Source organism: Streptomyces rimosus subsp. rimosus (genome assembly GCF_000720725.1).
Lineage (GTDB): Bacteria > Actinomycetota > Actinomycetes > Streptomycetales > Streptomycetaceae > Streptomyces > Streptomyces rimosus_A.
The window spans coordinates 29,008-52,287 of the sequence record NZ_JOCQ01000004.1 but is presented as its reverse complement, the minus strand read 5'-3'; the positions used below and the strand labels follow the sequence as shown (position 1 = coordinate 52,287).

30 protein-coding genes are annotated in these 23,280 nt (G+C 62.9%); 27 read left to right on the top strand and 3 right to left on the bottom strand.

The features are described 5' to 3' along the window. Positions 1 to 150: 150 nt before the first annotated feature. Positions 151 to 450: a hypothetical protein gene (locus IH45_RS0103110; protein ID WP_030660848.1), complete on the bottom strand. Its 300-nt coding sequence runs from the start codon at positions 448 to 450 to the stop codon at positions 151 to 153. Between the two features lie 346 nt (positions 451 to 796). Between IH45_RS0103110 and IH45_RS1000000148545 the strand changes: the two genes are divergently transcribed. The 5 genes from IH45_RS1000000148545 to IH45_RS0103085 all read left to right on the top strand — a co-directional run bounded on the left by IH45_RS1000000148545 (position 797) and on the right by IH45_RS0103085 (position 4,443). Beyond that, positions 797 to 1,318, top strand: coding sequence for a hypothetical protein (locus IH45_RS1000000148545; RefSeq protein ID WP_158812889.1), 522 nt, complete (start codon positions 797 to 799; stop codon positions 1,316 to 1,318). Further along, positions 1,315 to 2,103, top strand: coding sequence for a hypothetical protein (locus IH45_RS0103100; protein WP_030660843.1), 789 nt, complete (start codon positions 1,315 to 1,317; stop codon positions 2,101 to 2,103). Before IH45_RS1000000148545 ends, IH45_RS0103100 begins: the two co-directional genes overlap by 4 nt. Before the next feature lie 230 nt (positions 2,104 to 2,333). Beyond that, entirely contained in the window at positions 2,334 to 3,383 is a 1,050-nt protein-coding gene (locus IH45_RS0103095) for a hypothetical protein (RefSeq protein ID WP_030660840.1), read from the top strand. A gap of 3 nt (positions 3,384 to 3,386) precedes the next feature. Beyond that, on the top strand, positions 3,387 to 4,082 hold the full coding sequence (locus tag IH45_RS0103090) for a hypothetical protein (RefSeq protein WP_030660836.1): 696 nt from the start codon (positions 3,387 to 3,389) through the stop codon (positions 4,080 to 4,082). Positions 4,083 to 4,149: 67 nt separating this feature from the next. After that, positions 4,150 to 4,443 carry a hypothetical protein gene (locus IH45_RS0103085; protein ID WP_030660833.1) on the top strand — a complete coding sequence of 98 codons (294 nt, stop codon included), beginning with the start codon at positions 4,150 to 4,152 and terminating at the stop codon, positions 4,441 to 4,443. Between the two features lie 48 nt (positions 4,444 to 4,491). Here the strand turns inward: IH45_RS0103085 and IH45_RS0103080 are convergent, their stop codons facing one another. Together IH45_RS0103080 and IH45_RS0103075 are read right to left on the bottom strand one after the other, a co-directional pair. Next, positions 4,492 to 4,788: a hypothetical protein gene (locus IH45_RS0103080; RefSeq protein WP_158812887.1), complete on the bottom strand. Its 297-nt coding sequence runs from the start codon at positions 4,786 to 4,788 to the stop codon at positions 4,492 to 4,494. Between the two features lie 100 nt (positions 4,789 to 4,888). Further along, positions 4,889 to 5,089 (bottom strand): hypothetical protein, encoded by a 201-nt coding sequence (locus tag IH45_RS0103075; protein ID WP_030660829.1) that lies wholly within the window; start codon positions 5,087 to 5,089, stop codon positions 4,889 to 4,891. A gap of 2,576 nt (positions 5,090 to 7,665) precedes the next feature. Here IH45_RS0103075 and IH45_RS0103070 point away from each other — a divergent pair. From IH45_RS0103070 to IH45_RS0102970, 22 genes are all read left to right on the top strand, one after another. Beyond that, positions 7,666 to 7,902, top strand: coding sequence for a hypothetical protein (locus IH45_RS0103070; RefSeq protein ID WP_030660826.1), 237 nt, complete (start codon positions 7,666 to 7,668; stop codon positions 7,900 to 7,902). A 2-nt stretch (positions 7,903 to 7,904) separates the two neighbouring features. Further along, positions 7,905 to 8,249, top strand: coding sequence for a hypothetical protein (locus IH45_RS0103065; protein WP_030660823.1), 345 nt, complete (start codon positions 7,905 to 7,907; stop codon positions 8,247 to 8,249). Between the two features lie 111 nt (positions 8,250 to 8,360). Further along, positions 8,361 to 9,005: a hypothetical protein gene (locus tag IH45_RS0103060; protein WP_030660821.1), complete on the top strand. Its 645-nt coding sequence runs from the start codon at positions 8,361 to 8,363 to the stop codon at positions 9,003 to 9,005. Between the two features lie 427 nt (positions 9,006 to 9,432). Then, positions 9,433 to 9,954, top strand: a complete 522-nt coding sequence (locus tag IH45_RS1000000144965; protein WP_050514484.1) for a hypothetical protein — start codon at positions 9,433 to 9,435, stop codon at positions 9,952 to 9,954. Positions 9,955 to 10,212: 258 nt separating this feature from the next. After that, positions 10,213 to 10,746, top strand: coding sequence for a hypothetical protein (locus IH45_RS0103050; protein ID WP_030660817.1), 534 nt, complete (start codon positions 10,213 to 10,215; stop codon positions 10,744 to 10,746). 211 nt (positions 10,747 to 10,957) lie between these two features. Further along, entirely contained in the window at positions 10,958 to 11,527 is a 570-nt protein-coding gene (locus tag IH45_RS0103045; protein ID WP_030660815.1) for a hypothetical protein, read from the top strand. Between the two features lie 85 nt (positions 11,528 to 11,612). Continuing rightward, positions 11,613 to 11,951, top strand: a complete 339-nt coding sequence (locus tag IH45_RS1000000144960) for a hypothetical protein (RefSeq protein ID WP_050514483.1) — start codon at positions 11,613 to 11,615, stop codon at positions 11,949 to 11,951. 1 nt (position 11,952) lies between these two features. Beyond that, positions 11,953 to 12,633: a hypothetical protein gene (locus IH45_RS0103035; protein ID WP_030660811.1), complete on the top strand. Its 681-nt coding sequence runs from the start codon at positions 11,953 to 11,955 to the stop codon at positions 12,631 to 12,633. Between the two features lie 114 nt (positions 12,634 to 12,747). Further along, positions 12,748 to 13,569 carry a hypothetical protein gene (locus tag IH45_RS0103030; protein WP_030660808.1) on the top strand — a complete coding sequence of 274 codons (822 nt, stop codon included), beginning with the start codon at positions 12,748 to 12,750 and terminating at the stop codon, positions 13,567 to 13,569. Next, positions 13,562 to 13,924, top strand: a complete 363-nt coding sequence (locus tag IH45_RS0103025; RefSeq protein WP_030660805.1) for a hypothetical protein — start codon at positions 13,562 to 13,564, stop codon at positions 13,922 to 13,924. Before IH45_RS0103030 ends, IH45_RS0103025 begins: the two co-directional genes overlap by 8 nt. Beyond that, positions 13,905 to 14,549 (top strand): hypothetical protein, encoded by a 645-nt coding sequence (locus IH45_RS0103020; protein ID WP_030660802.1) that lies wholly within the window; start codon positions 13,905 to 13,907, stop codon positions 14,547 to 14,549. Before IH45_RS0103025 ends, IH45_RS0103020 begins: the two co-directional genes overlap by 20 nt. Beyond that, positions 14,546 to 15,169 carry a hypothetical protein gene (locus tag IH45_RS0103015; RefSeq protein ID WP_030660799.1) on the top strand — a complete coding sequence of 208 codons (624 nt, stop codon included), beginning with the start codon at positions 14,546 to 14,548 and terminating at the stop codon, positions 15,167 to 15,169. The genes IH45_RS0103020 and IH45_RS0103015 overlap by 4 nt, the downstream gene beginning before the upstream one ends. Positions 15,170 to 15,425: 256 nt before the next feature. Next, positions 15,426 to 16,304 (top strand): hypothetical protein, encoded by an 879-nt coding sequence (locus tag IH45_RS0103010; protein ID WP_030660796.1) that lies wholly within the window; start codon positions 15,426 to 15,428, stop codon positions 16,302 to 16,304. Positions 16,305 to 16,312: 8 nt separating this feature from the next. Next, positions 16,313 to 17,014: a hypothetical protein gene (locus IH45_RS0103005; RefSeq protein ID WP_030660794.1), complete on the top strand. Its 702-nt coding sequence runs from the start codon at positions 16,313 to 16,315 to the stop codon at positions 17,012 to 17,014. A 170-nt stretch (positions 17,015 to 17,184) separates the two neighbouring features. Further along, entirely contained in the window at positions 17,185 to 17,730 is a 546-nt protein-coding gene (locus IH45_RS0103000; RefSeq protein ID WP_030660789.1) for a hypothetical protein, read from the top strand. 689 nt (positions 17,731 to 18,419) lie between these two features. Continuing rightward, positions 18,420 to 18,785, top strand: coding sequence for a hypothetical protein (locus IH45_RS0102995; protein ID WP_030660786.1), 366 nt, complete (start codon positions 18,420 to 18,422; stop codon positions 18,783 to 18,785). Beyond that, entirely contained in the window at positions 18,775 to 18,945 is a 171-nt protein-coding gene (locus IH45_RS1000000148540) for a hypothetical protein (RefSeq protein WP_158812885.1), read from the top strand. The genes IH45_RS0102995 and IH45_RS1000000148540 overlap by 11 nt, the downstream gene beginning before the upstream one ends. A 41-nt stretch (positions 18,946 to 18,986) precedes the next feature. Next, complete coding sequence (locus tag IH45_RS0102985; protein ID WP_030660783.1) at positions 18,987 to 19,496, top strand: hypothetical protein; 510 nt, start codon at positions 18,987 to 18,989, stop codon at positions 19,494 to 19,496. A gap of 156 nt (positions 19,497 to 19,652) precedes the next feature. Continuing rightward, complete coding sequence (locus IH45_RS1000000148535) at positions 19,653 to 20,117, top strand: hypothetical protein (protein WP_158812883.1); 465 nt, start codon at positions 19,653 to 19,655, stop codon at positions 20,115 to 20,117. Between the two features lie 30 nt (positions 20,118 to 20,147). Continuing rightward, entirely contained in the window at positions 20,148 to 20,696 is a 549-nt protein-coding gene (locus IH45_RS1000000148530; protein ID WP_158812881.1) for a hypothetical protein, read from the top strand. 69 nt (positions 20,697 to 20,765) lie between these two features. Then, complete coding sequence (locus IH45_RS1000000146155) at positions 20,766 to 21,209, top strand: hypothetical protein (protein ID WP_158812879.1); 444 nt, start codon at positions 20,766 to 20,768, stop codon at positions 21,207 to 21,209. Continuing rightward, entirely contained in the window at positions 21,209 to 23,131 is a 1,923-nt protein-coding gene (locus IH45_RS0102970; protein ID WP_030660780.1) for a DEAD/DEAH box helicase, read from the top strand. The genes IH45_RS1000000146155 and IH45_RS0102970 overlap by 1 nt, the downstream gene beginning before the upstream one ends. Positions 23,132 to 23,280 lie beyond the last annotated feature (149 nt).

Genomic DNA, 23,280 nt, shown 5'->3' with positions numbered 1-23,280 from the left:
AGTACAAGTGATGTGCAGTTGATACCCAACAAATGTGCTCCTGCACAAATCCAGTACGGCAGGCAAGGTGTCACATAGAACGGAAGCAGGACCCCTCGGTTGCCCACCGAGCCGGAAGGGGCAACCAAAGGCCCTGCTCACAGCGCTGCGTCATGCCGCATCGAGCGCATCTCCGAACGTCTGTTTCATTCCGAGCATGTCCTCAAGATCACGTTCAGGCACGAGTACGGTCACTTCGCCCGTGACGGTGTTCATTCGGTACCCGTCCGCCGGGAGCTTGCCACACACGTACGCCAGCTCGGCCTCGACGGAGCACAGACTCAACTCGACCATCGGCTCCGGTCGTGACTTCCGGCCGCCTCCCTGAGGCTGCCTTGGCGCCTTGTCACCTACGACCTTGCTCTCCACAAGCTGAGGGACCTTCGCCGCCCCCATGCTGACACCGTCCATCACGCCTCTCCTCGCGAACTTCGGCCTGCCGGCCAGCCGCACCAGCCAGCAGACTCCCCCAACCCCAACCCCAGGTCACGGAAAAAATGCGAACGTTCCTCACGTTTTTCTCCCATGACTCCCCCCTGGCGCTGAACGACCCCTCCCCCCGGTTCGACGAGAGGGCACACAACCGACATACAGGCCACTGGCGATAGATCACGCCATACGACCACGCCCGGATCATCTACGGGCCGTGGCAGCAGTGTCAACTAAAGTGTTCAGCGGAACACGAGTGAGCGAGCCAGGGGGATCTTGTGAAGGTATCGAGGAGGACTGACATCCTCGTCAGTCGACCAGGAGTCCGATGCTGACCTTCACGGCCAAGCTGGCTCACCTGCTCAAACGCCGCCCAGGACCCGACGGCAAGCCGATCTCCACCCGCGCCCTGTCAGAAGCAATCAGAAGCCTGCCCGGCCACGCGCGAGGCGGCTCTGTGCAGTCGCTGGCGAACCTGCGCAAGGGCGAAGACACCAACCCCACCCTGACCACCGTCGAACAGCTCGCCACGGTCCTCGACGCTCCGGCACCGTTCCTCCTGCCCGGCTGGGACGACATCCAGGCCCTCACCGTCATCCAGCACAGCCCGCGAGCCCGCGACGTCCTCCGACATCTCGATGGCTTGCCCCTCGACGACCTCGACGCCCTGGTCCAGCACCTCCAGGAGCGCAGGGAGCAGCTCGGCCTCGCGCCGGCCGTACCGCTGGAAGAGATCGAAACCGATCCGAGTCCAGAATCCGATACCGCTCCGCGTCGCCGAAAGCGGACTATGAAGCAAGCGGCGAGGTACGCCGCGGATTCTCTGGAAGGTCGCAAGCCCGCTCAATGAACAGCACCGCTACACCGCTCGACGGCGCGATATTCGGCTCCGTAACTGCGCTCGGGGCCATTGTCACCGCGCTTTGCTACTACCGAGCCCGCCGCGCACCAAACGTCACGAACCGGGCGATCACCTTTGCTTTCGGCGTATGCACCGTAGGGGTCTTCTTTGCCATCCCCGCCATCGCCGAAGCCACCGAAGATCTCACCGGCGTCGACAACCTGGCCAAGTTGCTGGCACATATCTGCGCCGTCCTCTGGTGCCTCTCGCTCCAGATCTGCATGGTGGACATCGCCTACTCCACGGACTATCTCCGCAGAGCCATCTACCAGCGGATCGTGCTCGCGGTCGCCGTCCTCGCCGCCATGGTCCCGGTCTGGATCAGCGCCACCAAGCCCGGCGTCGAGTTCATCACCGCCCAGGCCGACAACGCACAGGTGCGCGTGTACCTGCTGCTCTACCTTGGCTACACGTTCATCACCAGCTGCGAGCTGGCCTTCATGTGCGCCAAGACCGCACGAGGCATCTACCCGCCGCTTTCCGGCGTCGTCCTCGGATTCTCTTTCTCGACCGTCGCCGCCATCCTCGGCGTCGCCTACACCATCAGCCGCGGCGGCTACCTCATCGCCTACACCATGGGCTCGGCCTGGGACCTCAAGCTCGAAGAAAAGGTCTCCCCCGCACTCGCCGGCCTCTCCATCGCGTTCCTCTTCGTGGGCCTGACCATGCCGGCGATCCGGATGCTCAAGGAGATCCGCGGAGAGAAGCGCCAGAAGCAACAGCAGTCAGTCTGATACCCCGGCACGCACGAAGAGCCTCCGCCCCCAGGACGGGGGCTCTTTGACGGCACGGCGCGGAACTCCTGGAGACGGCGTGCGGTCTGCTCCCACCGGTCCCAGACACCCGAGGGAGCGGCGACTGGACGGGGCCGGCCATCCGACCCCTGACTCCACCGCCCGCACATAGTAGCGATCGCTACCATTTTACTGTAGCGCGCGCTACTCCTCTGCTAGCGTCGCCGAGCATGGACAACACTTCGTTGCAGGAGTGGAGCGGAGATCCCGCGCTCTACTTCCCTGACGCTGACGCCGCCTATGACGCGTGCCTTCGCTACGCAGACGACGCTGCCGCGGTAAGCGACCGTCGTGATCCGCTGATCCGCGGGGCCCTCAGGGCTTTCAAGGAGGAGGGGATGGCCGGCCGGGCCGTGATCCACCGCGCAACCGGCATCGCGGGGACAACGATCGACCGCATCCAGGTCGCCGGCGCAGACCTGCCGGAGGTCACTGAAGACCACTTCCCCGACATGCTGCTGTACGCCCACGTGCTCGATGCGCAAGCCGATCGACTGCGGCAGCAGGCCGCGGGCAAAGCCACGAAGGCCGAGCGGACGAACGACCGCACGGTAGCCTTGGCCCTCCACGGCATCGCGGACTCGGTGCGCAAGGTGCCTGGCCCCGGCGGAGATGCTGAGATCCAGGAGCTGGCGGCGCGTGCACGTCGTCAGGCGGCTGGCTTGCGGGCGGGCACGAGCTACCTCGACGAGGGCCGCATCCAGCGCTCCGGAGGCGACTCCCCATACGCACAGACGGTGGCTCAGCACCTGGACGTTGTCGCCGCGCAACTCACCCAGTTCCGGCTCCGCGGCGATGACGCCATCGCCGACCTCGATCCCGACCTGGTCGCCGAAGCCGAGCGCCGCTCGAAGGCCGAAACCACCGCGACGAAGAACGCTGTCCTGGGCGAGCGCTACGCCGCCGCGTGGGAGGAGGGGCGCTACGTCCACGGCAGCGAGGAGGCCGACCGGACCGCCATCCGCATCGCCGGTCTCGCCCGGCGGCGCGACGAACTTCAGGCGGAGATGGAGCAGCTTCTGGACCGAGCCCGGCGAGAAATCTGCGGGGGCGTCCCGCAGCCGGCCGAGTCCGGGACTGCGGACGGGACCGACGAGCCCCTGTCGCCCGGCCTGGTGCGGGCCGTCGCCGAGGACGAGGTCGTGCGGCAGCACCTGACGGCTCTGCTGGGCGAGCGGGATGTGGACGAGATCCGTGCACCCGACGACCAGGGAGCCTAGAAAATGGGCGTCGACATCTTCCGTCTCCAACAGACGAGTGGCCAGCTAAGCAGGCTCTCGCCGCGGCTTCATCCAGGCCAGCCGGGAGGGCAGCTCTTAGACGGGTACTGGACCGGTACCACGCTGCTGACCATGGCCCTCGCTGGTGATAACCACGCGCATGGCACGTTCGAAGAGCCGCGATACGACGCCCTGGCCGCACTAGCGCATAGGAAGGGCTGTGCGGTGGGGCTCTGCGGCAACCTGGCCTCCTACGTGGGAGTACACCTGCTGGCCGGCCATGTGGCCGCCCAGTCCGTGCTCGCCACCTGCCTGGCAGACGACACGGCCCGAGCCGACGCGGAACTGGTCGACGGCGTGCGGGGTGTCATCACACACCTGTGGCCGACGCCGACCAGGACGGAGATGACGCAGTTTGATGTGCGCATAGGGGGACGCCTGCACCAGCACGTCCAAAAGTGGGACTACCGCCGTCTGCACCCCGCACTTCTCAACCTGGGACGCACGGCCATGTGCCGGGGTAAAGAGCACTCGGCGGCTCTGAGGAAGTTGCACTGGGCCGTCGTTCAGCACTGCGAGCACCGTTGGGACCGGCTACACGTTCTCGGTGCCGCCATGGCTGAACTGCTCGATCGACTGCCGGAGCGGACGGATGAAGAGGATCAAGCAGTGGCGGAAGAACACGTTGAGCAACCGTAGGGGATGTGTTCTGCCCGAAGGCTAGCCGTGCACGCTGATCGATCCCCGACAGGAGTACTCGATAGCTATGTCTGAAGCACACGAAAGGCCCTTAGACGCCGCGGCGTTCATCGACTGGCTGGTGGAAGAAGCGCCCAAGCACGGGTGGGACCAGGCCGTCATCAACCGGCGCATGGAGTACCCCAAGGAGCTGCTCCAGCTCGGCCAAAAGATCATCGACCGAACGCCGCCCAGCAGGAGGTTCGACGTCCCGCCGTTCGTGTGGGACATCCTGCAACTGGCCGGCCAGCCGACGCACAAGCTGGACACGTTCCAGCGCGAGGCCGCCCAGCACTTCTTCGCCAAGTACACCCCGCAGTAACTGCACATGCTGAAGGCCCGGCCGTGTGCGGCCGGGCCTTTGTGCTGTCTACTGCTTCGACAACTCGCCGCGGGCTGCTGCCGACAGCCGCGACACCTGATCAGCGAGCCTTGCCTCCACGACGTTCCTGACGAGCTGGGGGGCCATCAGGGCAGCGGTCGTTGTCCGGTCGGCATCCGTGTGGCCCCTCAAGAGCAGCTCGTAGATGGCATCGCAAGCCGAGTCGATCGAGTCTGCCAGGCGTCCCACGATCTCCTCGTGGCGTGCCCTCCAAGCTGCGCCTCCTTCGACTTCTGCGAGGATCTTTTCAGTCGTGGTGGTTGGCCAGTCCGCGGTGTCACTCATAGCCGGAGCGTACTGCGCCCAAGCCGGCACCGAGCGGAACGGGGTTTCCGAGCAAGGCAGCAGCCGCTGCTCCTGTTGGGCCTCGATCTCCGCCCGCATCTCAGACGTCACGGCGCCCATCGGCGTACCTCCCCGTACCCTCCATGGCCCGCCGCTTCCGCGGGTCGGTGGCCTGCCGGGGGCCCCAGTCGTGCCAGCTCGGTCTGCGCGCGAGCCAGTCGGCGTGGGCCTGTGCGCTCTGCCGGCGCCGCTCCTCCAGGGCCTCGACCGCCTGCTGGTCGGCGACTTCTTGATCCGCCATGACCGCAGCCTACGGCTCCCCAAAACGCTTTCAGCGACTTTCCGTTGACCTGACTGCCCCTCAGTTTGTCGTCGCAGAAAGTAGTTCTTGACTTTCCACCCCGATCACAGGGCAGCGATAACTGACGGGCCGTCGGCAGCTTTCTGTTACCGCAATCGTTTGCGCGGACGTCACCCTGCGCATTACTGACGGAGCGTGCCGATACTGCCTCGCTGCGTAGAACCGCCCGCTGCGGGAGAGGTCAGGGGGGCCTCGCTCGGCAAGATCGTTTAAGGGTGGGGGGTGACTTTGTGCAACCTTAGGTCAGCCTTAGTGGCACACATCACTAGGTGACGCAACGTCAGTTGCCTTAGCCGGAAAGCCAGCAATGCCCGCTTACATCGCGTATGACTGCCACCAAACCAGGGTTTGGAGATAGTTCACGGAACGGGCTAGCCGCACCACTCCCCCGTGTCAAGCTGACGCCCCTTCAGTTCCTACGCTTCGTGCTAGCGCGCTCACGAATGGCCACGAGAGGTGACTACACACAGCGAAACTGACAGGCTTTCAGGTAAGGGTGCCCTCAGTCACGGAAAGTCGCTGATACTGCCGTACCTGAAAGATCGTCAGCTAGGCATCACCCCTAGCGAACGGACCATCAGACATCACGGGGAGCAACTACACACACAGCGCGACCAGTGGGGCACCGGGCACCGGCACGGGCCGCACTCCCTCTCTATGGGTATAGGTAGAGGTAGAGGGACACTTTCCCCCCTACCCCCGAAATCTTTCGCGCGCCGACCTTTCACGCACCGTAGGCGTAGCGGCATGGTCGTTCAATCGCGTACCGAGGTAGACCACTCAGGATCAGTCGCCCACCCCCACCTCACGCACAGCTATGGCAGCCTCGCCTGTGATCAACTGACTGCCAGTCAGGTTTCGGGGGGCCGGCCACCCGCCGGTGGGGCATCAGTCGGCAACCACGCGACGTGGAGCGCCAAGGCCCCCCAAAGGGCCTGGGTGCGCGCATAGCCATCGATGGCCAGCAGGGGCGGCGTTGCGACTCACGGCGCCGCACGGGTGCTTTCAGGCGGCACTACGGGCCACTTGAGGCGCCATCCCCAACCCCGGATTTCCGTGTGAGAGCAGGGGTTTTGGCGTCACTCGACATCGCGCAACTGACCACGGGTTGACACGACGGGGCACTCTCCCTAGTGTTGCCGTCGTTCCACCGCACCGGCCACCACGGCGGAGCGGAGGAACACCCAGGAAGGCGCGAACCAAAGGGGCGAGTAACCCGCACGGAGCGGGCGAACTCCCCGACGGAGGCGCCGGAAAGGGTGACTCAATTGCTGCACTGACCACAGCCTCACAGCTCGTGTCGGTGTGGTAGAGTCGGGCCACCGATCAGCAAGCGGCCTCCACGGCGCGAACTGAAAGGGGGCGTCACCGACCAACTGACCACAGCTTCACAGCTTGGGTCGGTCTGGTAGGGTGAGCCAGGCGGAAAGGCACCGAGCCCTTACGGTCGGCAAGCGGTTCGCCTTATGCACCAACTGACCACAGCTTCACTAGCCTGGTCAGCGTTAGCCGTCAAGGGCTTGACCCAAGGCGGGACTTTGAGAACTCAACAGCGTGCCGGAATGACGCCTACTTGCGCCCGTACTTTTGGGTGCACCAAAGGCAAACCGTGTCCAGCGATATCGGGCACATCCATGGCGTTATTTCGGAACGCTGTTCCTTCGGGAACCATGCGTGTATTCCAGAGTCCGAAAGGACATGGCGCATCGTGAGTAGGGGTTAAGTAAGTCGCCCTCGTAGTCATGCGGTGCGTACTGTGCAGTTCTGGGAAATGCGAAGCATGAATCCGTGATCAGTGGGACCACGACGGATCAGGCTATCCGTCCCTATCGGCTAGACGTAGCTAGGCCACCTTTGTACCTAGCGCGCTCGATAGGCAAAAGCTGACGTGCTGCGGATATGACGCATGGCGCTGTTACTTGACATAGTCCGTGGTCCGTCGTGAGACGTTACTACTGACGCTTAACAGAGAAAGTCTGTTCCGTGATGACAAACGGAACTGCCGACGGTGGAAACGTGCCGCGAGCGACGAAGGTAAGGCAACCAAATTTCAGCCTGAGCCGGAGTAAGCGAGCACGCATAGCCGCCCCTAGCGCTCGAAACCCGATGGGTAATAGGGCAGGGGTAGGTGTACAGCAACCGTCGAAAAATAAAACGTGTATAAGGTCCTAGAGCGTTTCAAGGGTCCGGGAAGTACCGCGCGTCAGCATTCGGGGCGTGTATGGGCGACGGCCGGGTTACCTGAGATTCCGTACTCCCCAGGCTTAGCGGGCTGGGAGGACTGGACGGCACGAGAACGAAGTGCAGGGCGGACTACGGGAGTCTTCCGCGACGCAACTTGTCTGGGCACCAACCCACCTGCACATGCGTGTCTTGATCGATGACCCTTCCCATAAGAACAGAGAGGTCAAGCACGCCTTGCACTTTGGTCCCGGCCCGAGATTTACAGGGTGTAGCGGTGCGCAATCCGCCGCCGGGCACTCAGCCAACCATTCACCTATCCCTAAGGAGTGAAAATGTTCCCTTCGACATTCCGCTACGCCACGACGCACGTTACGTCGAAGATAGCGATCACCAACTCCCTCACGGTCCCGGTCACAGTTGCGGACATCAAGGAGTACATGCGGGGCCTCAACGTCAGCTTCGCCTTCTTGCATGACCGCATGGAGGTGCGGATGATCTGCGGTGTGACGTCGGGGCCGGCCCTTTACTCCTACTACGCATCCGACCCTCGCAAGGAAGGCAACGCCTGATCATGTCCGAACGAGACAACGTCAATGACAAGTCCCGTGTCTCCGACACCATTATCAGCGCATTTCAGGAGGCCGGATACGCTCCCCGCCTTCACTACACCGACGTTCTGTACTCCGTCGTGGTCATCGATCTCAGCGACGGCAGCGTTCTCTACGTCACCGACCCGCATTTCAGCGTGCATGAACCCGTCGATGAGCACATTGGCCCCTTGGTGATCGCCCACCTGCCCGATCCTGAGCTTCCGGAGGTCTGCACCTTCATCTACCAGGGCGCGGACGGTATGACTCTTGCCGAGGACATCGCGGCCTGTATAGCTACCGTCAGCGCATTCATGACCACGATTTGATTGGAGTGGGTTTGTCTGGTCGGACGGACGATGTGGAAGCGTCGTCCGTCCCCCAAATCGAGCCGCACGGACAGTAGGGTCCGGTGGTTGGACACGGGAGGGACCTGACTAATGATCCGAACCACCAACCAGGCACACATCCGGCACGCCCTCCACGCGCTGGCCGGCAAGTCGCAGCTGGAACGGGAAGGCATCTTGAAGCTGGCTGTGCCATATCTGGAACAGATTGACCAACTGCGACCGCCGATATGGTCTCACGTCTTCATCCTCGACAGTTCGGCCAACCAGATCGACGCGTTCGATATGCGCTTTGGTGCCACTCTTGCCCGCGCGCTGGGTCTCGCAGTGACGAAATACGACCGCACTTTCCCCAACACCCTCCGCGCCGTCGTGGCAGCGATCAACGCCCCCGACGATGCTCTGTGCCGCCTTGCTACCACCACCTGCTGTCCTATGGCGATAGCAAGGCAGCACACGGCGGTCGGGGGCTTCGAGCGGGGAGCTGGGACCGATCAGAGTCGGGACGACCACGCGGTGAACATTGTCCTGGACCACAAGCCTGGTGAGGCTGACGCGGCCGGCGTAGTCCACCAGCTCCTCGTCTGGGCGCCGGAAACCGGGGCCTGGCGTTGCCTCGACTCCGACGGTGACCCTGACGAGCTGGAGACTCGCGCTCAGGCACTGCGGGATGATGAGGGCCTGGACCAGAACTACATCCGCATCGCCGCGGTCGTCTACACCATCCGAGGAGTCTGACCAAGAACATCAGGGATGTGGAGCAGAGATGCTATCCCTGTGAGGTCTGGAACGAGTAGCGCCGTAAGCGCTGGGCCGAAGCGGTTGCCCGTCGTCACGAGGGTAGAGGTTCGATTCCTCACCGGTCCGCCGGCTAGGTGCTACATGTACCTGGTCCCGAAAATCATCGCAATAGCTGACGCTCGCTTGAGCTACAGCCATCCCTAGGTACGACGTCGCCCCGGTTTCACTAGCCGGGGTTTTTTCATGCCAGAAGCGCTTTGGGGAGCAACTAATAGGAATTGGTTGCTCCCTTGGTGCACTGCCTGATCTCGACGGCTAGTGTCCATGGCTGTGCGCGATCTGCGCATGGGCGGACTACGTATCGGCCGGCATCTGGGGCGGCAGGGATTCAACCGCAATCTTCCGTGCAATTTAGGAGGCGAAAGTGCCCGCATTCGAGGTTGGCAAGACGCACATTGACCTGCTGGTCAACGCTGGGCTCCAGTTCGTCCACCCCGGCGACTCGCTCCGTTGGCTGGTCCGTGAGCTGACGGACGAGGAGAAGCAGGGGGTGTTCCAGGAGGGAGCTCCGTGGGGCGATGGTGCGATCAACACCTATGGGAACCTCTTCCGGGAGTTGACCGACAAGTCAGCAGGCTACGTCGGCGCAATGCTCTGGGCGGAGAACCGGCGTTCGGTCAATCACCGCTACGCCGAGAAGGAGTGGGAGCAGCCCTACGTCTACCGAAGGCTGCACATGTCGTTCGATCCGGTGGCAGTGCTCTCGGCACTGTCCTGCTACGAATACCAGTCCTGCGAGCACCCGGAGTGGGAGAAGTCCGAGGCGTATCGCTACTGCATGGCGCTCCAGGGTGCGGCCGTCCGCAGGCTGCCCGGCTACGTCGCCGCGCCGTGGCACGTCAGCTCGATGGACGACCTGGAGAACTGCCGACTCAAGGCCGCCTGATCCGTGGGGCGACCGACGAAAAGCCACGTGGTCCACGCCAACCGGGGACCGAACGGCGAAGTCCTCTGTTATCAGATGGGCTGCGGAAAGCTCGCTGCCTGGTGGGAGGACTGGGAGCGCTGGGCGATCAAGCGTTGGCTTTCAACCGCGTACTGCGAAGGTCACCGGACCGGCCCAGATTATCCGGACGCCCCGGGACATTCCGAAAGGCCCGTACGACAACCCGTGCGCGCCAGTTCTCATAGAAAGGGGAAGACAGTGGATCACGAGGTGACACGGTTCGAGATACCGGCAGAGGATGCCTTCTCGACAGAGAACATGACCGGAGCCGAGGCGAACATTCGCATCCGCGGCACGGTCGTAAACAGCATGAACGACGAGGTTTGGATCTATGAGGTGCCCGACCGGGCAGGCAACCCGCTGCGTGTTGCCGCCCGCACCCGGCGCACCTTGAATCATGGTCTCGACGGCCCGCGCACGGTTCGCGAGGTATTTCTTCAGGCCGTGACCGGCAAACCGGTGCCTGTACTGGACTGGTTGGAGCGCGGTGCGTATGAGGCGCCCAAGCCCACACGACAGCCGGTCCAGGTCGGGGACACGGTCTCTGCCATGCCGGACGGCTACAGCCTCTGGACGGCCGAGGTGACGTCGGTCGAGTGGAAGCGGCGTTCGATGCAGAGACACTACGAGCTGCCGCCGCTGTGGACGTGGGAGTGGCGCGTCGAGGTCAAGTTCCCCGACGGCCGGACGCGCGAGGACCGCTGGCATTCCGACTGGATCTCCAAGGCATAGATAGCCGGCACAGCGACTGAACCAGATATTCGAGATATCTGACGCTCGCCTGCGCTACAGCTACGCATAGGTACGACATCGCCCCGGTCTCAACAGCCGGGGTTTTTCATGCCCAGAAGCGCTTGGGGAGCAACTAGTAGGAATTGGTTGCTCCCTTAGTGCGCTCCCTGATCTCGACGGCTAGTGTCCGTCAGCGAGCAAAGGAACACGTATGACTGAGCGGAACGACAGTACACAACTCTACGAGGACGTCGAGGGACGAATGAGTCGACCGTCGTTATTCACGGTCTGCATCCTGGAGCCGTGCTGCGAGAAGACAGAGCCCGGTTATGTGCCGCGGTCGAAGCCGTACTACGTGCGCACCCCCGGCTGGTCGGACTCCTGCCGCCACCCCAAGCGCGAGTGGCGTAAGGCGACGCTCACCACGTATGAAACACGCGCGGCGGCTGAAGAGGAGTACTACGGCAAGGCCGGCAGTGGTTGGTACACGACCGATGGTTGGCTCTTCGAAGGTCAGATGCCACCGGAAGGTGAGCGGTTTCGCATCATGCCGATCGTCGGAACTTCGACCTCACACCATGAGCACGGCCGACCAGTCGAGATTCCGTTCCCCGCCATCGAAATGGCTCGTGAGTACGCCGAGGAGTACCACGAGTACCCGGATAGCGGTCGGCGAAAGCAGAGCCTCTACAACATCGTCGGCGACCGTGACACGGTAGTCCGCTGGTCGTCATACGACGTCGAGGTCGGCACGGAACTCACTCCAGGCGACTGGGCTTGAATACCCCACGCACTTTTAGAGGACGAAGACGGCCAGCACCTCTGCCTGAAGTGCACGAACAAGAATCTGGAATTGGGGCGTACTGATGAGCAGCGAGAACAACGAGCCGAAGGTGTGGACCTTCTACAGCACAGGCGAAGCGTACGGCGCCGTCCAGTGCCGCGATGAGATCCGTGACGGTGACGTACTGGTGATCGAGCGCGAGCAGGTGATCGGCATCGCGCACACCTGGCCGTTCGCCCTGACCCAGGAACACGGTTCTCTGCACACGCTCAAGGAGCACGTGGACCCGCGCACCTGGGAGGACGGCAAGTACGCGTCCGGAGTGGCGTTGGCCGAGCGCGAGGCTGCGCGACTGAACCTTCCTCTGCCCCGCGCGGGCGGCACAGCAGCCGCGCCGGCCAACGAGAGCAAGCGGGATTGAGATGAGCATCGTCGGCTACAGCTACCAAGCCGAGAACCTGTGCCCGAGCTGCACGCTGAAAGCGATGCGCGCGAACGGCATCAAGGTGCAGCGGGGTAAGCCGCACGAGGACGCGGTCCGTCGCGCGGCGAAGAACCTCGGCATCGATTTCGACGACGAGCGCTCCTACGACTCCGGCGACTTCCCCAAGCCGGTCATGGAGGAGATGTGCGAGACCGAGCTGACCGAGCTGCCGGACGGAGAGCTTAGGGTCATCTCTGACGAGCGGTGCACCGGCTACAAGTGCGGGAAGTGGCTGGTCCTCGGTGAGAAGTCGCCAAGCGAGGCCGTGCTGACCGGGTGGGTCCGCGGCGAGCACGAGTTGCCCCGAGCCCTGGCCAAGCAGATCGCCGGCGAACTGCGGCGGTGGGGGCTCTCGCACCCGGAGTTCATCACGGAGGACAACGTCCGCCAGGCCGCCGCGATGTTCCCGCACGACTACGCCACCGTGCACGCCGAGGGAAACCCGCAGCGCATCGTGCTGTCGCCCACGCCTAGGTACGACAACGAATCGTGCTTCTACTGCGAACAGCCATGGGAGAAGCACCTGTTCGTCTGTGACACCTGCGGCACGACCGTGCCAGCCGACAGCAAGCACTCGCATCAGGCCCAGGTGAAGGGCCAAATCGGCTGGGAAATCTGAAAGGCACGCCCGGTCGACGAGTAGTGGGTGCTGTTCCCCCATGCAGTATCCAGCGGGTTCGATTCCCGCACCGGGCACTAAACATTTCGGCCCTGAAAACAGAGAGGGAAGTATGTGACCGACATCCTGTTACCCGATCTCGCGCAGGCTGCGGCGGATCTGGTGATATCGCGCCTCGATGAGAAATACGTACTGGTCCACATCGAGCGCGGTGACTGCCTCACAGACGAACAGATTCGGAAGCTGTTTGCCGGAGAGGAGGCGTTGGACCTGGACTGGTGGGACGAGAACCGATGGCAGGGCGTGAAATATGTGCTGCATGACCTGCTGGATCAGAATGCACGGGACTTCCTGGAGGAGCACGACGTTCTGGATCGAATAGTCCAAGCGATCGAAGAGCGCGACGAGTCAGACCCGATCAGCGAGCTGATGCGCGGGACCGGATCGAAACTCTTCCGCTACCGGCTCGACGCCGAGGCGGCACCGGATCCGTGGCGTTTCTCCGAGAAGGAGACCGAGGACGCAGCACGAACGCTCGGCACCGCGGCCGGCATCGACTTCTGGGACAACGTCGGCGCACTGAGGGAACTGGTCGCACACGCCAGCTACGGCGGTGACCTGTACGTCCTGTGGCGCGGCGACATCAAGCCGGTCTACGAGGCCGTCCGCAAGCTGTCGTGGACCGAAGCGCCTGAGATCACGGTGCAGTGGACCGACCCGGAGCTGCTCGTGCTTGACCAGCTCAACGGGTCCGGTCACTCGGTACGCGTGCGCGGCAGCCTACGTCTGCCCTTCAACCCGGACCGTCTCTTCATCGACACCGCCCGGGGGCCAGGCGGCTACTCCTGGACGGACGTCGTCGGAAGCGGATACCTGCCCGAGGGTGACGAGCCCGAATTCATCGAAACGAGCAAAGAGGAGAGCCAGCGTGGGTGACATCAAGGCTGACAGGCTCGGGTTCCAGACCGGAACCTACGCGCTGAATTGTGGGTGCCGGATTTACGTGCACTTCCCCGGCGGCCACATCCACCTGTCGCACGGCTGGTCCCAGTGCGAGGAACTGGCCCGACTGTGGCGCCTCTACTGGCAGGCATTGAGCCCGACGATCGACCCGCACAACTGGGAGTCCCTCACCCGATACCTCTTCTGCCTGCGCCACGTCGGGGCCTGGTCAGGTCGCATCGCAAAGATCGAGCAGAAGCGCTCCAAGTACCGCAACCCGGCCGACACCTACGACTACCCGGCCGTGAGTCTGATCAAGGAGAAGCAGAATGCGCAGCTCGCTGCCTGAAATCCGAGTCCGCATCATGCGCCCGGACGAGCCGGACGCCATGCCCTGGTGGGAGTTCGACCCCGAGGACGCAGCCGAAATCCGCGCGTGCCGCAAAATGCCGTACGCCGTGGAGGTCATCGACGCCGCCGGTCGACTTCTGGGCGATGTCTCCAACCTGGTCGCCGGCGCCGGTATCGAGGGCACATACCGCTCGCCGCGGGAGATCCCGGACCGGACGGTGGCCTACTACGCCACCGACTGTTGGACGAGTGCCTGCGGTATCGAGCCCGGCACCCTATTCCGCCTCCTTGGCCACCACCACCGCGTGCTCGGTTACGAGCAGGTCGACCAGGAGTACGGCGACATCGGTTACGCCACCGGCCGCCTGATCTGTCAGCCCACCCGCGGGGGCCGACTCGTGCGGGTCAGCATCAGCTACGCCACCCGGCAGGTGCGGGAACTGACTGCGCCGCGGTGCTCTGCGATCGGCTGCTTCGACTGGGCCACGCACAAGCTGGAGACCGACCCCTGCGACCCGCTGGTGATCGGCAGGATTCCAAAGCCGGTGTGTGAGCCGTGCGGCACCAGCTTCATGACCGAGCACGCCCAGCTCAACCCCACGCTCACGGAGGGCACCGTATGAGGGTCGGCGACACCATCGGGGTTGAAGGCTGGACGGTCGTCCACCAGGCCCGACAGAAGCACTACGACGATAGGTACTACGGCCAGTTTCTCGGCACCCGCAAGAACGACCACACCGGGACCACTGAGTGGATCGTCGGCCGCATGTACCCAGGACAGAGCATGAACGATGGTTTCATCTGCGGAGCGTGGGACTACTCCAAGCGCTTCGCCAGCCCCAGGTCCACGGACAATGCCGACGCCGCGCTGAAGGCGTATGTCGAGATGTCCCACGACACGTTCGTCTGGGACCGCATTTTCGAGCAGTGTGTGGGTGAGGCGATCGACCGGCATCTGGCCGGTCCTGAGATCCCCGGCGCACCGCACCTCGCGGCCGGCTGGCGCGAGTCCGACGCTGGCCACCGAAATCCGGGCGGCGGCCACACCATCCTGTTGCCGTTCCACGAGGCGAAGTACGCGCTGCTGGGCTTCCTGCGCCGCACCGAGTTGAACGCGAAGGCGCATTTGACCCGAGGCGTCACCGTCGATCGGCACGGCGCGGTCGAGCTGGTGATCCAGGCGACCGGTCCCATCCGGTTTGAGTACGGCTACAACACCTACTGGCTGGATGCCGCCGCATGAGCATCACAATCGATCCGGACAACTTCCCCTGGGATCGACGGGTCGTTTCCAGCTCGCCGCATTCCAAAGGCGCCAAGGGTGCAATCACCGGACGCGGCATATCCGACCTGAACGTCTACATCACGTGGGACGTCCAGCCGAGCCTCGACCCGGCACTGACTTCCCGTACCTGGCACAGCGTCGAAGACCTCGACTGGGAACGGACGCAACGGCAATTTCCGACACCCCGATATTCCTGCCCCTGGGAGACATCAACATGCGCTGTTCCACCGTTCAGTCCACCGTCGGCCCCGGCGACGAACCGTGCCAGGGCACCGCGACGCACTTGCTGATCGGATCGATCCGCACCGACGAGGAGTCCCGGGAGCCGTTCCGCGACCCGGTGTGCAAGCCCTGCGGCGAGTCCTACGCCCGGCGCCCAGCGTTCAGGGCCCGGCTCGTGCGTTTCCACGTACACATGTCGGAGAGCGCGTTCATCGGCATCATCGAGGGGCACCGCCTGGTCAAGGACCCCGAGCATGAAGCCCGGTGCTACGACTGCGGCACGGCCGGCAGCCTGCTGTGGTTCCGATTCCAGACGAACGGATGCAAGGGACGCCCGGAATCCATCACCGTGCTGCTCAAGCCGCGCGAGTTCGACGGTGCCTCTACCGAGGAATGGGCCCTGGAGTCCGCACGTCTGTGGCGGGACTACGCCGTCGACTATCTCGGCATGCACATCGAGGACTGGCGGGTGGTCGGCGAGGCGACGTACGGCGCGTACTTCACCTTCCGGGATCGCGAGTACGCCGTACAGCACAGCCTGCTCGACCGCCGGTTCGGAGCCGTAAAGCTGCCCAACCGTGGCCGCCCCGAACCGGTCCTCGTCAACCCCGACCTCGACCCCTACAACCAGGCCGTCTTCCGTTTTCACGGGAGAGTCAATCAGTACGGATCGCCGTACTTCGCCACCTGGACGCCCGGCCACGCGGACGTTTCCGCCCGCGAGCTGGTCATCCTCTACACCCCCGAGGGCGGGATCAGCGAAGTCCTCTACGTACCGGGCTTGCGGGGGTGGGCGGAGACCACCGGCGCCATCTGCGATGCGTTCGGCGCCATCAGCCGCATCAAGCTTCAGACCCGCATCTACGAGTAGGAGCAGTCATGCCTGAACCGGAATTCATATTCATCCGCTTCGACCGAAGCTCTAGCCGCTTCCACGTGTGGGCCCGTGCTCCCCACTACACCAGCGATCAGTATCTGGGGTCCGTCTACGAGAGCGAAGGCAGCGACTGGGTCGCCGACTGGAGAAAGAGCGGTGCCGCATCGGCCACTGACATGCCCGGATTCGCTTCCAAGGAGCATGCAGCCTCGGCGTTGTACAGGTACGCGCCGCCGACTCAGTCAGTTCGCAGCCGCCCGATCGGCCGACGGGTTCCTGTGTCAGACGAGCGGGCCATCGACATGTCGCAGTGCGGCTGCTGCGTGACCAACGGCTGCGAGTGCGAGGGCATGAACCGCATCTCCCAGCGCTTTGGTACGACGCAGACATACCAGGTCCAGCCCTCCCTCATCCCGGAGACCGGCGTGCTCATCGACGCCATGCCGCTGGACAACGGTGACTTCCTCGTGGACCTCAACACACGTGGCACCGGCGCCGGCATCGGCTACCTCCAGAAGCGCGACGACGGCCGATACGACGCCCGTGTGGGAAACCAGACGATCGGCATAGCTCCGAGCCCGGAAATCGGGATGTGGGCGTGCCTCCAGGAGCACACCAACACGAAGCACTACGGCCGACGCCTGGAGGGTTTTGAACCGCACGAGCGCCCGGTCTACCTCTTCACCCGACCCATCGATAAGTAAGAACGGAGAACAACGCTGTGATTCTGTCTCCGCCTGAGCGGAAGATACACCCACGGTATGAGGTACGGACATTGGAGAACCGAGATGGTACTCCGCGGCGTTTGGGAATCTTTGACGACGATCGAGGTACCTACGTCCGTACGCTTCCGCTGGCTACACCTGACCGGTTAGTGCGCACGGTGATTGATGGGCTTGAGCGGACGTATCGCTCAGCCACCGTCATCTATCAGGCCCAGTGGATGACTAAGAAGTTGAAGGAGCCTTGGGGGCTGGCCAGCATCTGTGGCGACGTCATGGAGGTGACGCCTGAGCATCGCGTGGTCCTGGACCTCGGTCGCAACCGGCACGTCATCCCGGCGGAGCGACATGTGCGAACGGTTTGGGGTGCCACCGTGCAGTACTTCTACGAGGGCCTTCGCGAGGGTTTCCACGGCGCCCTCGTTCATGACCGGATCGACGTGGAGGGGTGGACCGAGCCGCGGCACCAGGAGCTGTACAACCTGGTGCACAACGGGTCGACCAAGGTGTGGTTCGCGCACTTCGCTCGTCGCTACGGGCTCGCCGGCAAGCACTGGCAGTGGGACGAGTTCGTGCAGAAGCGCAGCGAGTGGCTTCCTCTCAACGCAGGCCCTGCTGCTTACTGGTTGCTGAAGTGCTGGGACCGCGAGCATACGGACGTCGCACGCCGCCTGCACGGCATCCAGAGTGCGGAATAGGTACGACATGACAGATGACCGCAGTCTCAGAGTCCTTCTCGTCACGGGCGCGCTTTACAAAGTGCGCTCCCAGGACGGTTCTGTCTTCCCGGCCCGCTTGTTCAGCACGTCGCGCTGGTACCGCGCAGGGCAACAGCGTTGGCCTGCCGGAAGGCATGAATGCGGCAGGGCGTACGAAGAGACAGGCTTGCTGGTCGTGAGTGTTGGCGTTGGCGCCGGCATCACGCACGATCAGGCCGCCGAACAGATGTTGCGAAGCATCCGAATCCCCATCAACTACCCGGCTGGAGTCGCTGCCTCCATCCTCACAGAGTTCGAATCCCGCCTACCCGGCGGCTGCGGATACGAGGTAAGCATCGTGTCCCCAGGAGCCCTCATAGATTTCTGGGACAGTAACTGACTTCATCGTCCGGAGACAGGGAGACCGCCCCTACGGCCGTGTCCGCGACCGCGGGCGCTCTTGAGGTTGAGGAACAACTCGCATGAATTAGTTGTGATCACGTTGTTTCGGGGGCCGTGAGGAGCTTAGTCTCGCATCCTTCCTGCCGGATCATCGGGCACTTACCGAACAGGTCGGTGAGTGCCCTTTTGGTTCTACAGGAGCCGTAGAGCACCCGCTACAGGCCCTTGCGGAAGTCGTCGTGAAGGTCATCCGTCGGGTCGTCTAAGGGAAAAGAGAGGGACTACCAGTGCATTACCACGTGGGAACGAACCTGGCCGGCCAGGAGCCGAAGGTCGAGGACGCCATCTGCTGTGACGACAAGGACGATGCGGGCCTGGAGTTGGAGCGTCTGCTGGAGGATCAGATGGACACCTGGGCTGAGCGGTGTCCTCACTTCGGCAACGATCCCGAGTGGGTCGGGTGCGCGTGCGGCTGGTGCTCACTGGCCCTGAACGTCGAGCGTTTCATGGATTCGCTGGAGGACGCCGAGCTGTGGGCTCAGGTGCGTGCTGGCGGGCAAGGCAGCGTGGCCTTCACCGAGCCTGCGATTGGTGGCGACACTCAGGAGTTCTGGGTTCGGCAGATGAATGGTGAGTCCTGCGATGCCTCGTAGGTACGACGCCCAGGGTTTCGTCATCGTGCGCGACAACAGCGACCGGTGCCGGGACTGTGGTGGGGACAAGCAGAACATCTGCTACCAGGACGAGGACCCGAATACGTTGAAGGTCATGGCGGTGTTCTGCCTGTGCATGGACTGCGACCGCGACCGATGACGTACGTGGCCGGGGATTTTTTAACGGGTGAAGGAGTAGTGATGGACGAGGTAATCGGCAAGCTGACCATCGAGGAGTATTCCCTTGTGGAAGACACTCACATGGTGACCATCCGCGATGCCGCCGGACCGATCACGTCCGTGGTGATTGCTGCGCAAGATCACCTGACGCAGCTTGAGGATGCGGCAGTGCGCTTCGCGCTGTCCGAAGGTTGGGAGCCCGGGGGAATGTCCAGTCTCTACTGGTATCACGATTCCGGTAGCGGGCTGTGGACGCGCACCATACGCAAGAAGCACGCAGAGGTAGCGCGGGTCAACGGCTACGACATCAAGCTGATCAAGCCCGTAGCGAAGCGCCGGCTGTTCCTGGGGCAGCGCGCTGACGGAGCGGAGAAGTACATCGTGGCCGTGCTCCCGCTGGAGAGCGTGGACCCGCGCCCTACGGAGTGGTCGCTCGACCGGCATGTTGACGACCCGGTCACGGCCGCTCTCTGGTTCCACCAGAAGTACTGGGAGCTGAAGCAGATCGAGGCCACGTACGGCTCCGGGTGACCTAGGTACGACTGGCGCAGCAGCGGGTTCCTCGGCAGCTGCTGCGCCTCCCCGCGGTACCAGCAGTAGCCATAGCTGGGGTACTGACCTCGTGTTCGTAGACCTGGGGCAGCTAGGGTGGTGAGTGATCTCCGGAAGCTGACCAGAGGACCGACCATGGAGCGCACAGAGTGGTACCGCGAAGAGTACAAGGATCGCTGGGATGAGTTGATCTCTATGCGGGAAATCCTCGAAAGAACTGGATATACCCGCACAGCGGTAAGTCGGTGGCGTTCTCGTCACGAAGATATGCCGAAAGAGGTATGCAAAAAGCAGCGGAACCCTGATGGCGAGAAGCGTGGCCACGGAGCTTACGACATCTACTACGTCCGCGAGGAGATGGAGCCCTTTCTCGAAAAGCGTCTTGAGCGTGCACGCGTGCACGGACCTGACAAAGAAGAACGATACCAAGTCATCAAGTCTCGGGTACCTCACGACGAGAAGAGGGTGAAGTGGCTTAGGGACCAAGAGGAAAGCGTGAAGCAGCAACTAGAGGCATATCGAGTTGAGCGAGAGCGGCTTCAAGACCGACTGAACGCGGATCACCGGTTTCTGGCGGCGTTCGAGCGTGATCGAAAATGAAACGTTTGACGCCCAGGAAGGGCATGGTCGATGAATTACGAAGATGCTGGCGAGTTCCACGATGTGGTGGACGAGGTGCTGGCAGAAGTGTACGCACAGGGAAAGCACTATGATGCCGCTTGGCTGCGAGAAAATGCCGTTAAGACCGCTCCGGGGAAGAATCCACCCCGGAAGATTGTGGTTGACCTCAGCCTCGGCGACTCTGTTGATCGACTGGACTCGTCTCGGGGCAAGAGGCTTTACGGCCCTCAGTCGATTGAGGTGATCTACTGGCCTGACGGAGGTGTCGATCAGAAATGCTACGACCTCGGCAAGGCTCCTGAAATGCCCAGAGCCACCTCCGCAGGCCACTATCTTTCCTCGAATACGGGTCGCAAGACTGGAACGTACGTCGACAAGACAACATACGAGTTCGACGGTGAACACAAAACGCTCCGTCAATGGTACGAGGACCCACGGCGCGCCGAAGAAGTGAGCTACGAACTTTTCCGGAACCGCGTTAAGGGATCTGGCTGGCCTGTATATCGGGCCTTGACGGAACCTGTCAGGAAAACAGGACACAGAAAGGCTTCGCATTAGCTAGCTAATGCGATGAGGATTTGGGCGTTGCTTAGGCTACGCCCGTTTTTTTTTGAAAGAAGGGGAATCATGCCTGAGATTACTGACCGTCCGAAGTGGGCGATGCCGGGATGGATGGAACCCTACCGAGCTGGGTTCACGGGGGTGGGGTCACAGGACGTCGAGGAGTACTACAACGACGACACGCCTGCGCCCATTAACGCCGTCCGTGCCCTGATGGGGGCGCAAGTAAAGGCGCAGGTTGATCTGCTCGTCCGTCTGCATCAGGCGGGGCTCCTGGAGCAGCCCAAGGCGTGCCTAGACAGGAACTCGGAAGGCCACGTCTGTGACGGGCTGGTAAGAGGTCGGCCGTCGATTGCAGGGACCGGGACGCTCATCTACCGGTGCCCTGCCGGCCATGCGGCCTCCGCGCGGTACAAGCGGGGGGTGTTGAGAAAGTATCCCAACACCGACACTGCACCGAAGTGGTTCGACCCCGCGTACGCAGGCGAGCGTTGGAACGAGGACGACTGATGGTTATGAATCCGCGCCCCCATCAGTTAGCCGCCCTGGAGGCCATCCGCGGCATCGGTCCTACGGGGCGGGCGTTGGCAGTGATGGCGTGCGGTACTGGGAAGACGCTGGTCGGGCAGATGGCTGCCCTGGAACGTGTAGGTACGACCGGTTCCATCATGCTGCTGGTACCCAGCAGAGAACTGTTGCGGCAGACGTACGACAGCTGGCAGCGGCAGACGCCCGTGGACGGCCTGCTCGTCTACTCGGACACCGCAGTTGGCGGAGCGCTAGCCACGACTGAACCAGGGCGCATTGCGCGCTTCTTGAGTCGCAAGTCCAGCCAGGTCAAGCTGCTGCTGTGCACCTACCAGTCAGCGACGAAGGTCGTGGAGGCTTATACGCAGCACCCGGCGCTCCCTCCGCTCGACGTGATGGTGTTGGACGAAGCACACCGGACTGCCGGGTCAGCCGGGCGAGCATTCAGTGTGGTGCTCGACAACGCGCGCATTCCGGCTCTCACTCGAATCAGCCTGACAGCTACTGCGAAGGTACATCCTAGTGGTGACGGTACTCAGGATGTCGTCAGTATGGATAATCCGGAACTGTACGGCGAAAGGGTTTATGAGCTGAGTTTCGGTGATGCAATTCGGCGGAAGTTGCTGGCTGACTTTATCGTGTCCGTCGTTCTAGTAACCGATGACGATGTTCGCCGGGCTCTCTCGGACCAACAGGCGATGCCGCGCGGCTCCGAGCTTACGACGTCGCAGATCGCAGCTCAGATAGCCGTGGGGCGTGTCATCGAAGAGCACGGAGCACGACGCATCGTTGCGTTCCATTCCGGTCGGGAGCGCAGCCGCGTCTTCACCGACACCATGAGACGCACAGCCGCGCGCGTTACCGATGTCCCTGTCGAGGCTCTGCACATCGACGGCACGTCATCCGTTGAAGCCCGCAAACAGGCCCTTGATCGACTGGCGCACCCACTCAGTAACGGCGCGACAGTACTTTCGAACGTGCATGTGCTGACCGAAGGTGTGGACGTGCCTGCCGTCGACACGGTGGTTTTCGCCGACCCGAAAACAAGCAAGACCGCTATCGTGCAAGCTGTTGGTCGCGCACTGCGCCTCCACCCTGAGAAGGAGAAGCCCGCCGTCATCGTCCTGCCTGTCTACCTGGCTCCAGGCGAGAATCCGGAGCAGGTGCTGGCAGCGTCCGAGTTTCGTCACGTGTGGGCTGTGCTGACGTCTCTGCGGGACTTCGACGAACGCATGGACAGTGCTTTCTCGATGGCGCGCCAAGCGTTCGGTGAGCAGGAAGCCGATGGCCGGGAGCCGGCAGTGCGGTTGCCGAATGCCATCGAGATCCTGGGAGCAGAGACCTACCTGAACGACAGGCTCCATGAAGCGTTGAAGCTGCACATGCTCAAGGGCGCGACCGAGTCGTGGCTGGAGCGGTTCGGCAAGCTGAAGGCGTACATGACATTCACAGGTGAAATGCCGAAGGCCACGTACGTAACGCCTCAGGGCGATGCTATCGGCTCCTTCGCCGCAACTCAGCTGTCGAACTACAAGAAAGGCACCCTCCTGCCGTCTCGCAGGCAGCTCCTGGAGGAGTTGCCTGGCTGGTGCTGGAGGCGTCGCCGTAAGACGTTCGACGACTATGACGAGGCTGCCCTGCTGGAAGTTGTGGACGACTGGAACCGGATTCTCCGAGACGCACATGCGAGCGACGACGAGAAGAGAGACCGCCTGATCGAAGCTGCATACAGATGTGCCGCAGTCATTCCGCAGTTCAACTACCCAGCGAGCAAGTACAGGGGATTCATCAACGCATCGATCAACGCCATGAACGGTCTCTATGACCGTATCGAGCGCCAACGAGCCGCAGAACCAACCGTGCAGACGCCCGAAGGAGCCACAGGCAACTCGTCGAGTGGATAACCTACGCCCATCACGTCCGCCCCAACGGGCGTACCCGCCCCTCCGGAGAGAGACCGGGCTCACGGTTCACGACCGGAGGGCGGGACCATGCACGCAGGGGAGCGTGCAGCCGCAACACTCTCAGGGGGCCAACTGTGCCCAGACCTCAG

What these genes read in the sequence shown, in the direction of transcription:
- IH45_RS0103110 (WP_030660848.1), bottom strand. Translation starts at nt 450, where the DNA reads ATGGACGGTGTCAGCATGGGGGCGGCGAAGGTCCCTCAGCTTGTGGAG.
- IH45_RS1000000148530 (WP_158812881.1), top strand. Translation starts at nt 20,148, where the DNA reads ATGAATTACGAAGATGCTGGCGAGTTCCACGATGTGGTGGACGAGGTG.
- IH45_RS1000000148545 (WP_158812889.1), top strand. Translation starts at nt 797, where the DNA reads ATGCTGACCTTCACGGCCAAGCTGGCTCACCTGCTCAAACGCCGCCCA.
- IH45_RS1000000144960 (WP_050514483.1), top strand. Translation starts at nt 11,613, where the DNA reads ATGAGCAGCGAGAACAACGAGCCGAAGGTGTGGACCTTCTACAGCACA.
- IH45_RS1000000146155 (WP_158812879.1), top strand. Translation starts at nt 20,766, where the DNA reads ATGCCTGAGATTACTGACCGTCCGAAGTGGGCGATGCCGGGATGGATG.
- IH45_RS0103010 (WP_030660796.1), top strand. Translation starts at nt 15,426, where the DNA reads ATGCGCTGTTCCACCGTTCAGTCCACCGTCGGCCCCGGCGACGAACCG.
- IH45_RS0103065 (WP_030660823.1), top strand. Translation starts at nt 7,905, where the DNA reads ATGTCCGAACGAGACAACGTCAATGACAAGTCCCGTGTCTCCGACACC.
- IH45_RS0103045 (WP_030660815.1), top strand. Translation starts at nt 10,958, where the DNA reads ATGACTGAGCGGAACGACAGTACACAACTCTACGAGGACGTCGAGGGA.
- IH45_RS0103070 (WP_030660826.1), top strand. Translation starts at nt 7,666, where the DNA reads ATGTTCCCTTCGACATTCCGCTACGCCACGACGCACGTTACGTCGAAG.
- IH45_RS1000000148540 (WP_158812885.1), top strand. Translation starts at nt 18,775, where the DNA reads ATGCCTCGTAGGTACGACGCCCAGGGTTTCGTCATCGTGCGCGACAAC.
- IH45_RS0103035 (WP_030660811.1), top strand. Translation starts at nt 11,953, where the DNA reads ATGAGCATCGTCGGCTACAGCTACCAAGCCGAGAACCTGTGCCCGAGC.
- IH45_RS0102985 (WP_030660783.1), top strand. Translation starts at nt 18,987, where the DNA reads ATGGACGAGGTAATCGGCAAGCTGACCATCGAGGAGTATTCCCTTGTG.
- IH45_RS0103100 (WP_030660843.1), top strand. Translation starts at nt 1,315, where the DNA reads ATGAACAGCACCGCTACACCGCTCGACGGCGCGATATTCGGCTCCGTA.
- IH45_RS1000000148535 (WP_158812883.1), top strand. Translation starts at nt 19,653, where the DNA reads ATGGAGCGCACAGAGTGGTACCGCGAAGAGTACAAGGATCGCTGGGAT.
- IH45_RS0103015 (WP_030660799.1), top strand. Translation starts at nt 14,546, where the DNA reads ATGAGGGTCGGCGACACCATCGGGGTTGAAGGCTGGACGGTCGTCCAC.
- IH45_RS0103085 (WP_030660833.1), top strand. Translation starts at nt 4,150, where the DNA reads ATGTCTGAAGCACACGAAAGGCCCTTAGACGCCGCGGCGTTCATCGAC.
- IH45_RS0102970 (WP_030660780.1), top strand. Translation starts at nt 21,209, where the DNA reads ATGGTTATGAATCCGCGCCCCCATCAGTTAGCCGCCCTGGAGGCCATC.
- IH45_RS0103005 (WP_030660794.1), top strand. Translation starts at nt 16,313, where the DNA reads ATGCCTGAACCGGAATTCATATTCATCCGCTTCGACCGAAGCTCTAGC.
- IH45_RS0103060 (WP_030660821.1), top strand. Translation starts at nt 8,361, where the DNA reads ATGATCCGAACCACCAACCAGGCACACATCCGGCACGCCCTCCACGCG.
- IH45_RS0103090 (WP_030660836.1), top strand. Translation starts at nt 3,387, where the DNA reads ATGGGCGTCGACATCTTCCGTCTCCAACAGACGAGTGGCCAGCTAAGC.
- IH45_RS0103020 (WP_030660802.1), top strand. Translation starts at nt 13,905, where the DNA reads ATGCGCAGCTCGCTGCCTGAAATCCGAGTCCGCATCATGCGCCCGGAC.
- IH45_RS0103075 (WP_030660829.1), bottom strand. Translation starts at nt 5,089, where the DNA reads ATGGCGGATCAAGAAGTCGCCGACCAGCAGGCGGTCGAGGCCCTGGAG.
- IH45_RS0103095 (WP_030660840.1), top strand. Translation starts at nt 2,334, where the DNA reads ATGGACAACACTTCGTTGCAGGAGTGGAGCGGAGATCCCGCGCTCTAC.
- IH45_RS0103080 (WP_158812887.1), bottom strand. Translation starts at nt 4,788, where the DNA reads ATGAGTGACACCGCGGACTGGCCAACCACCACGACTGAAAAGATCCTC.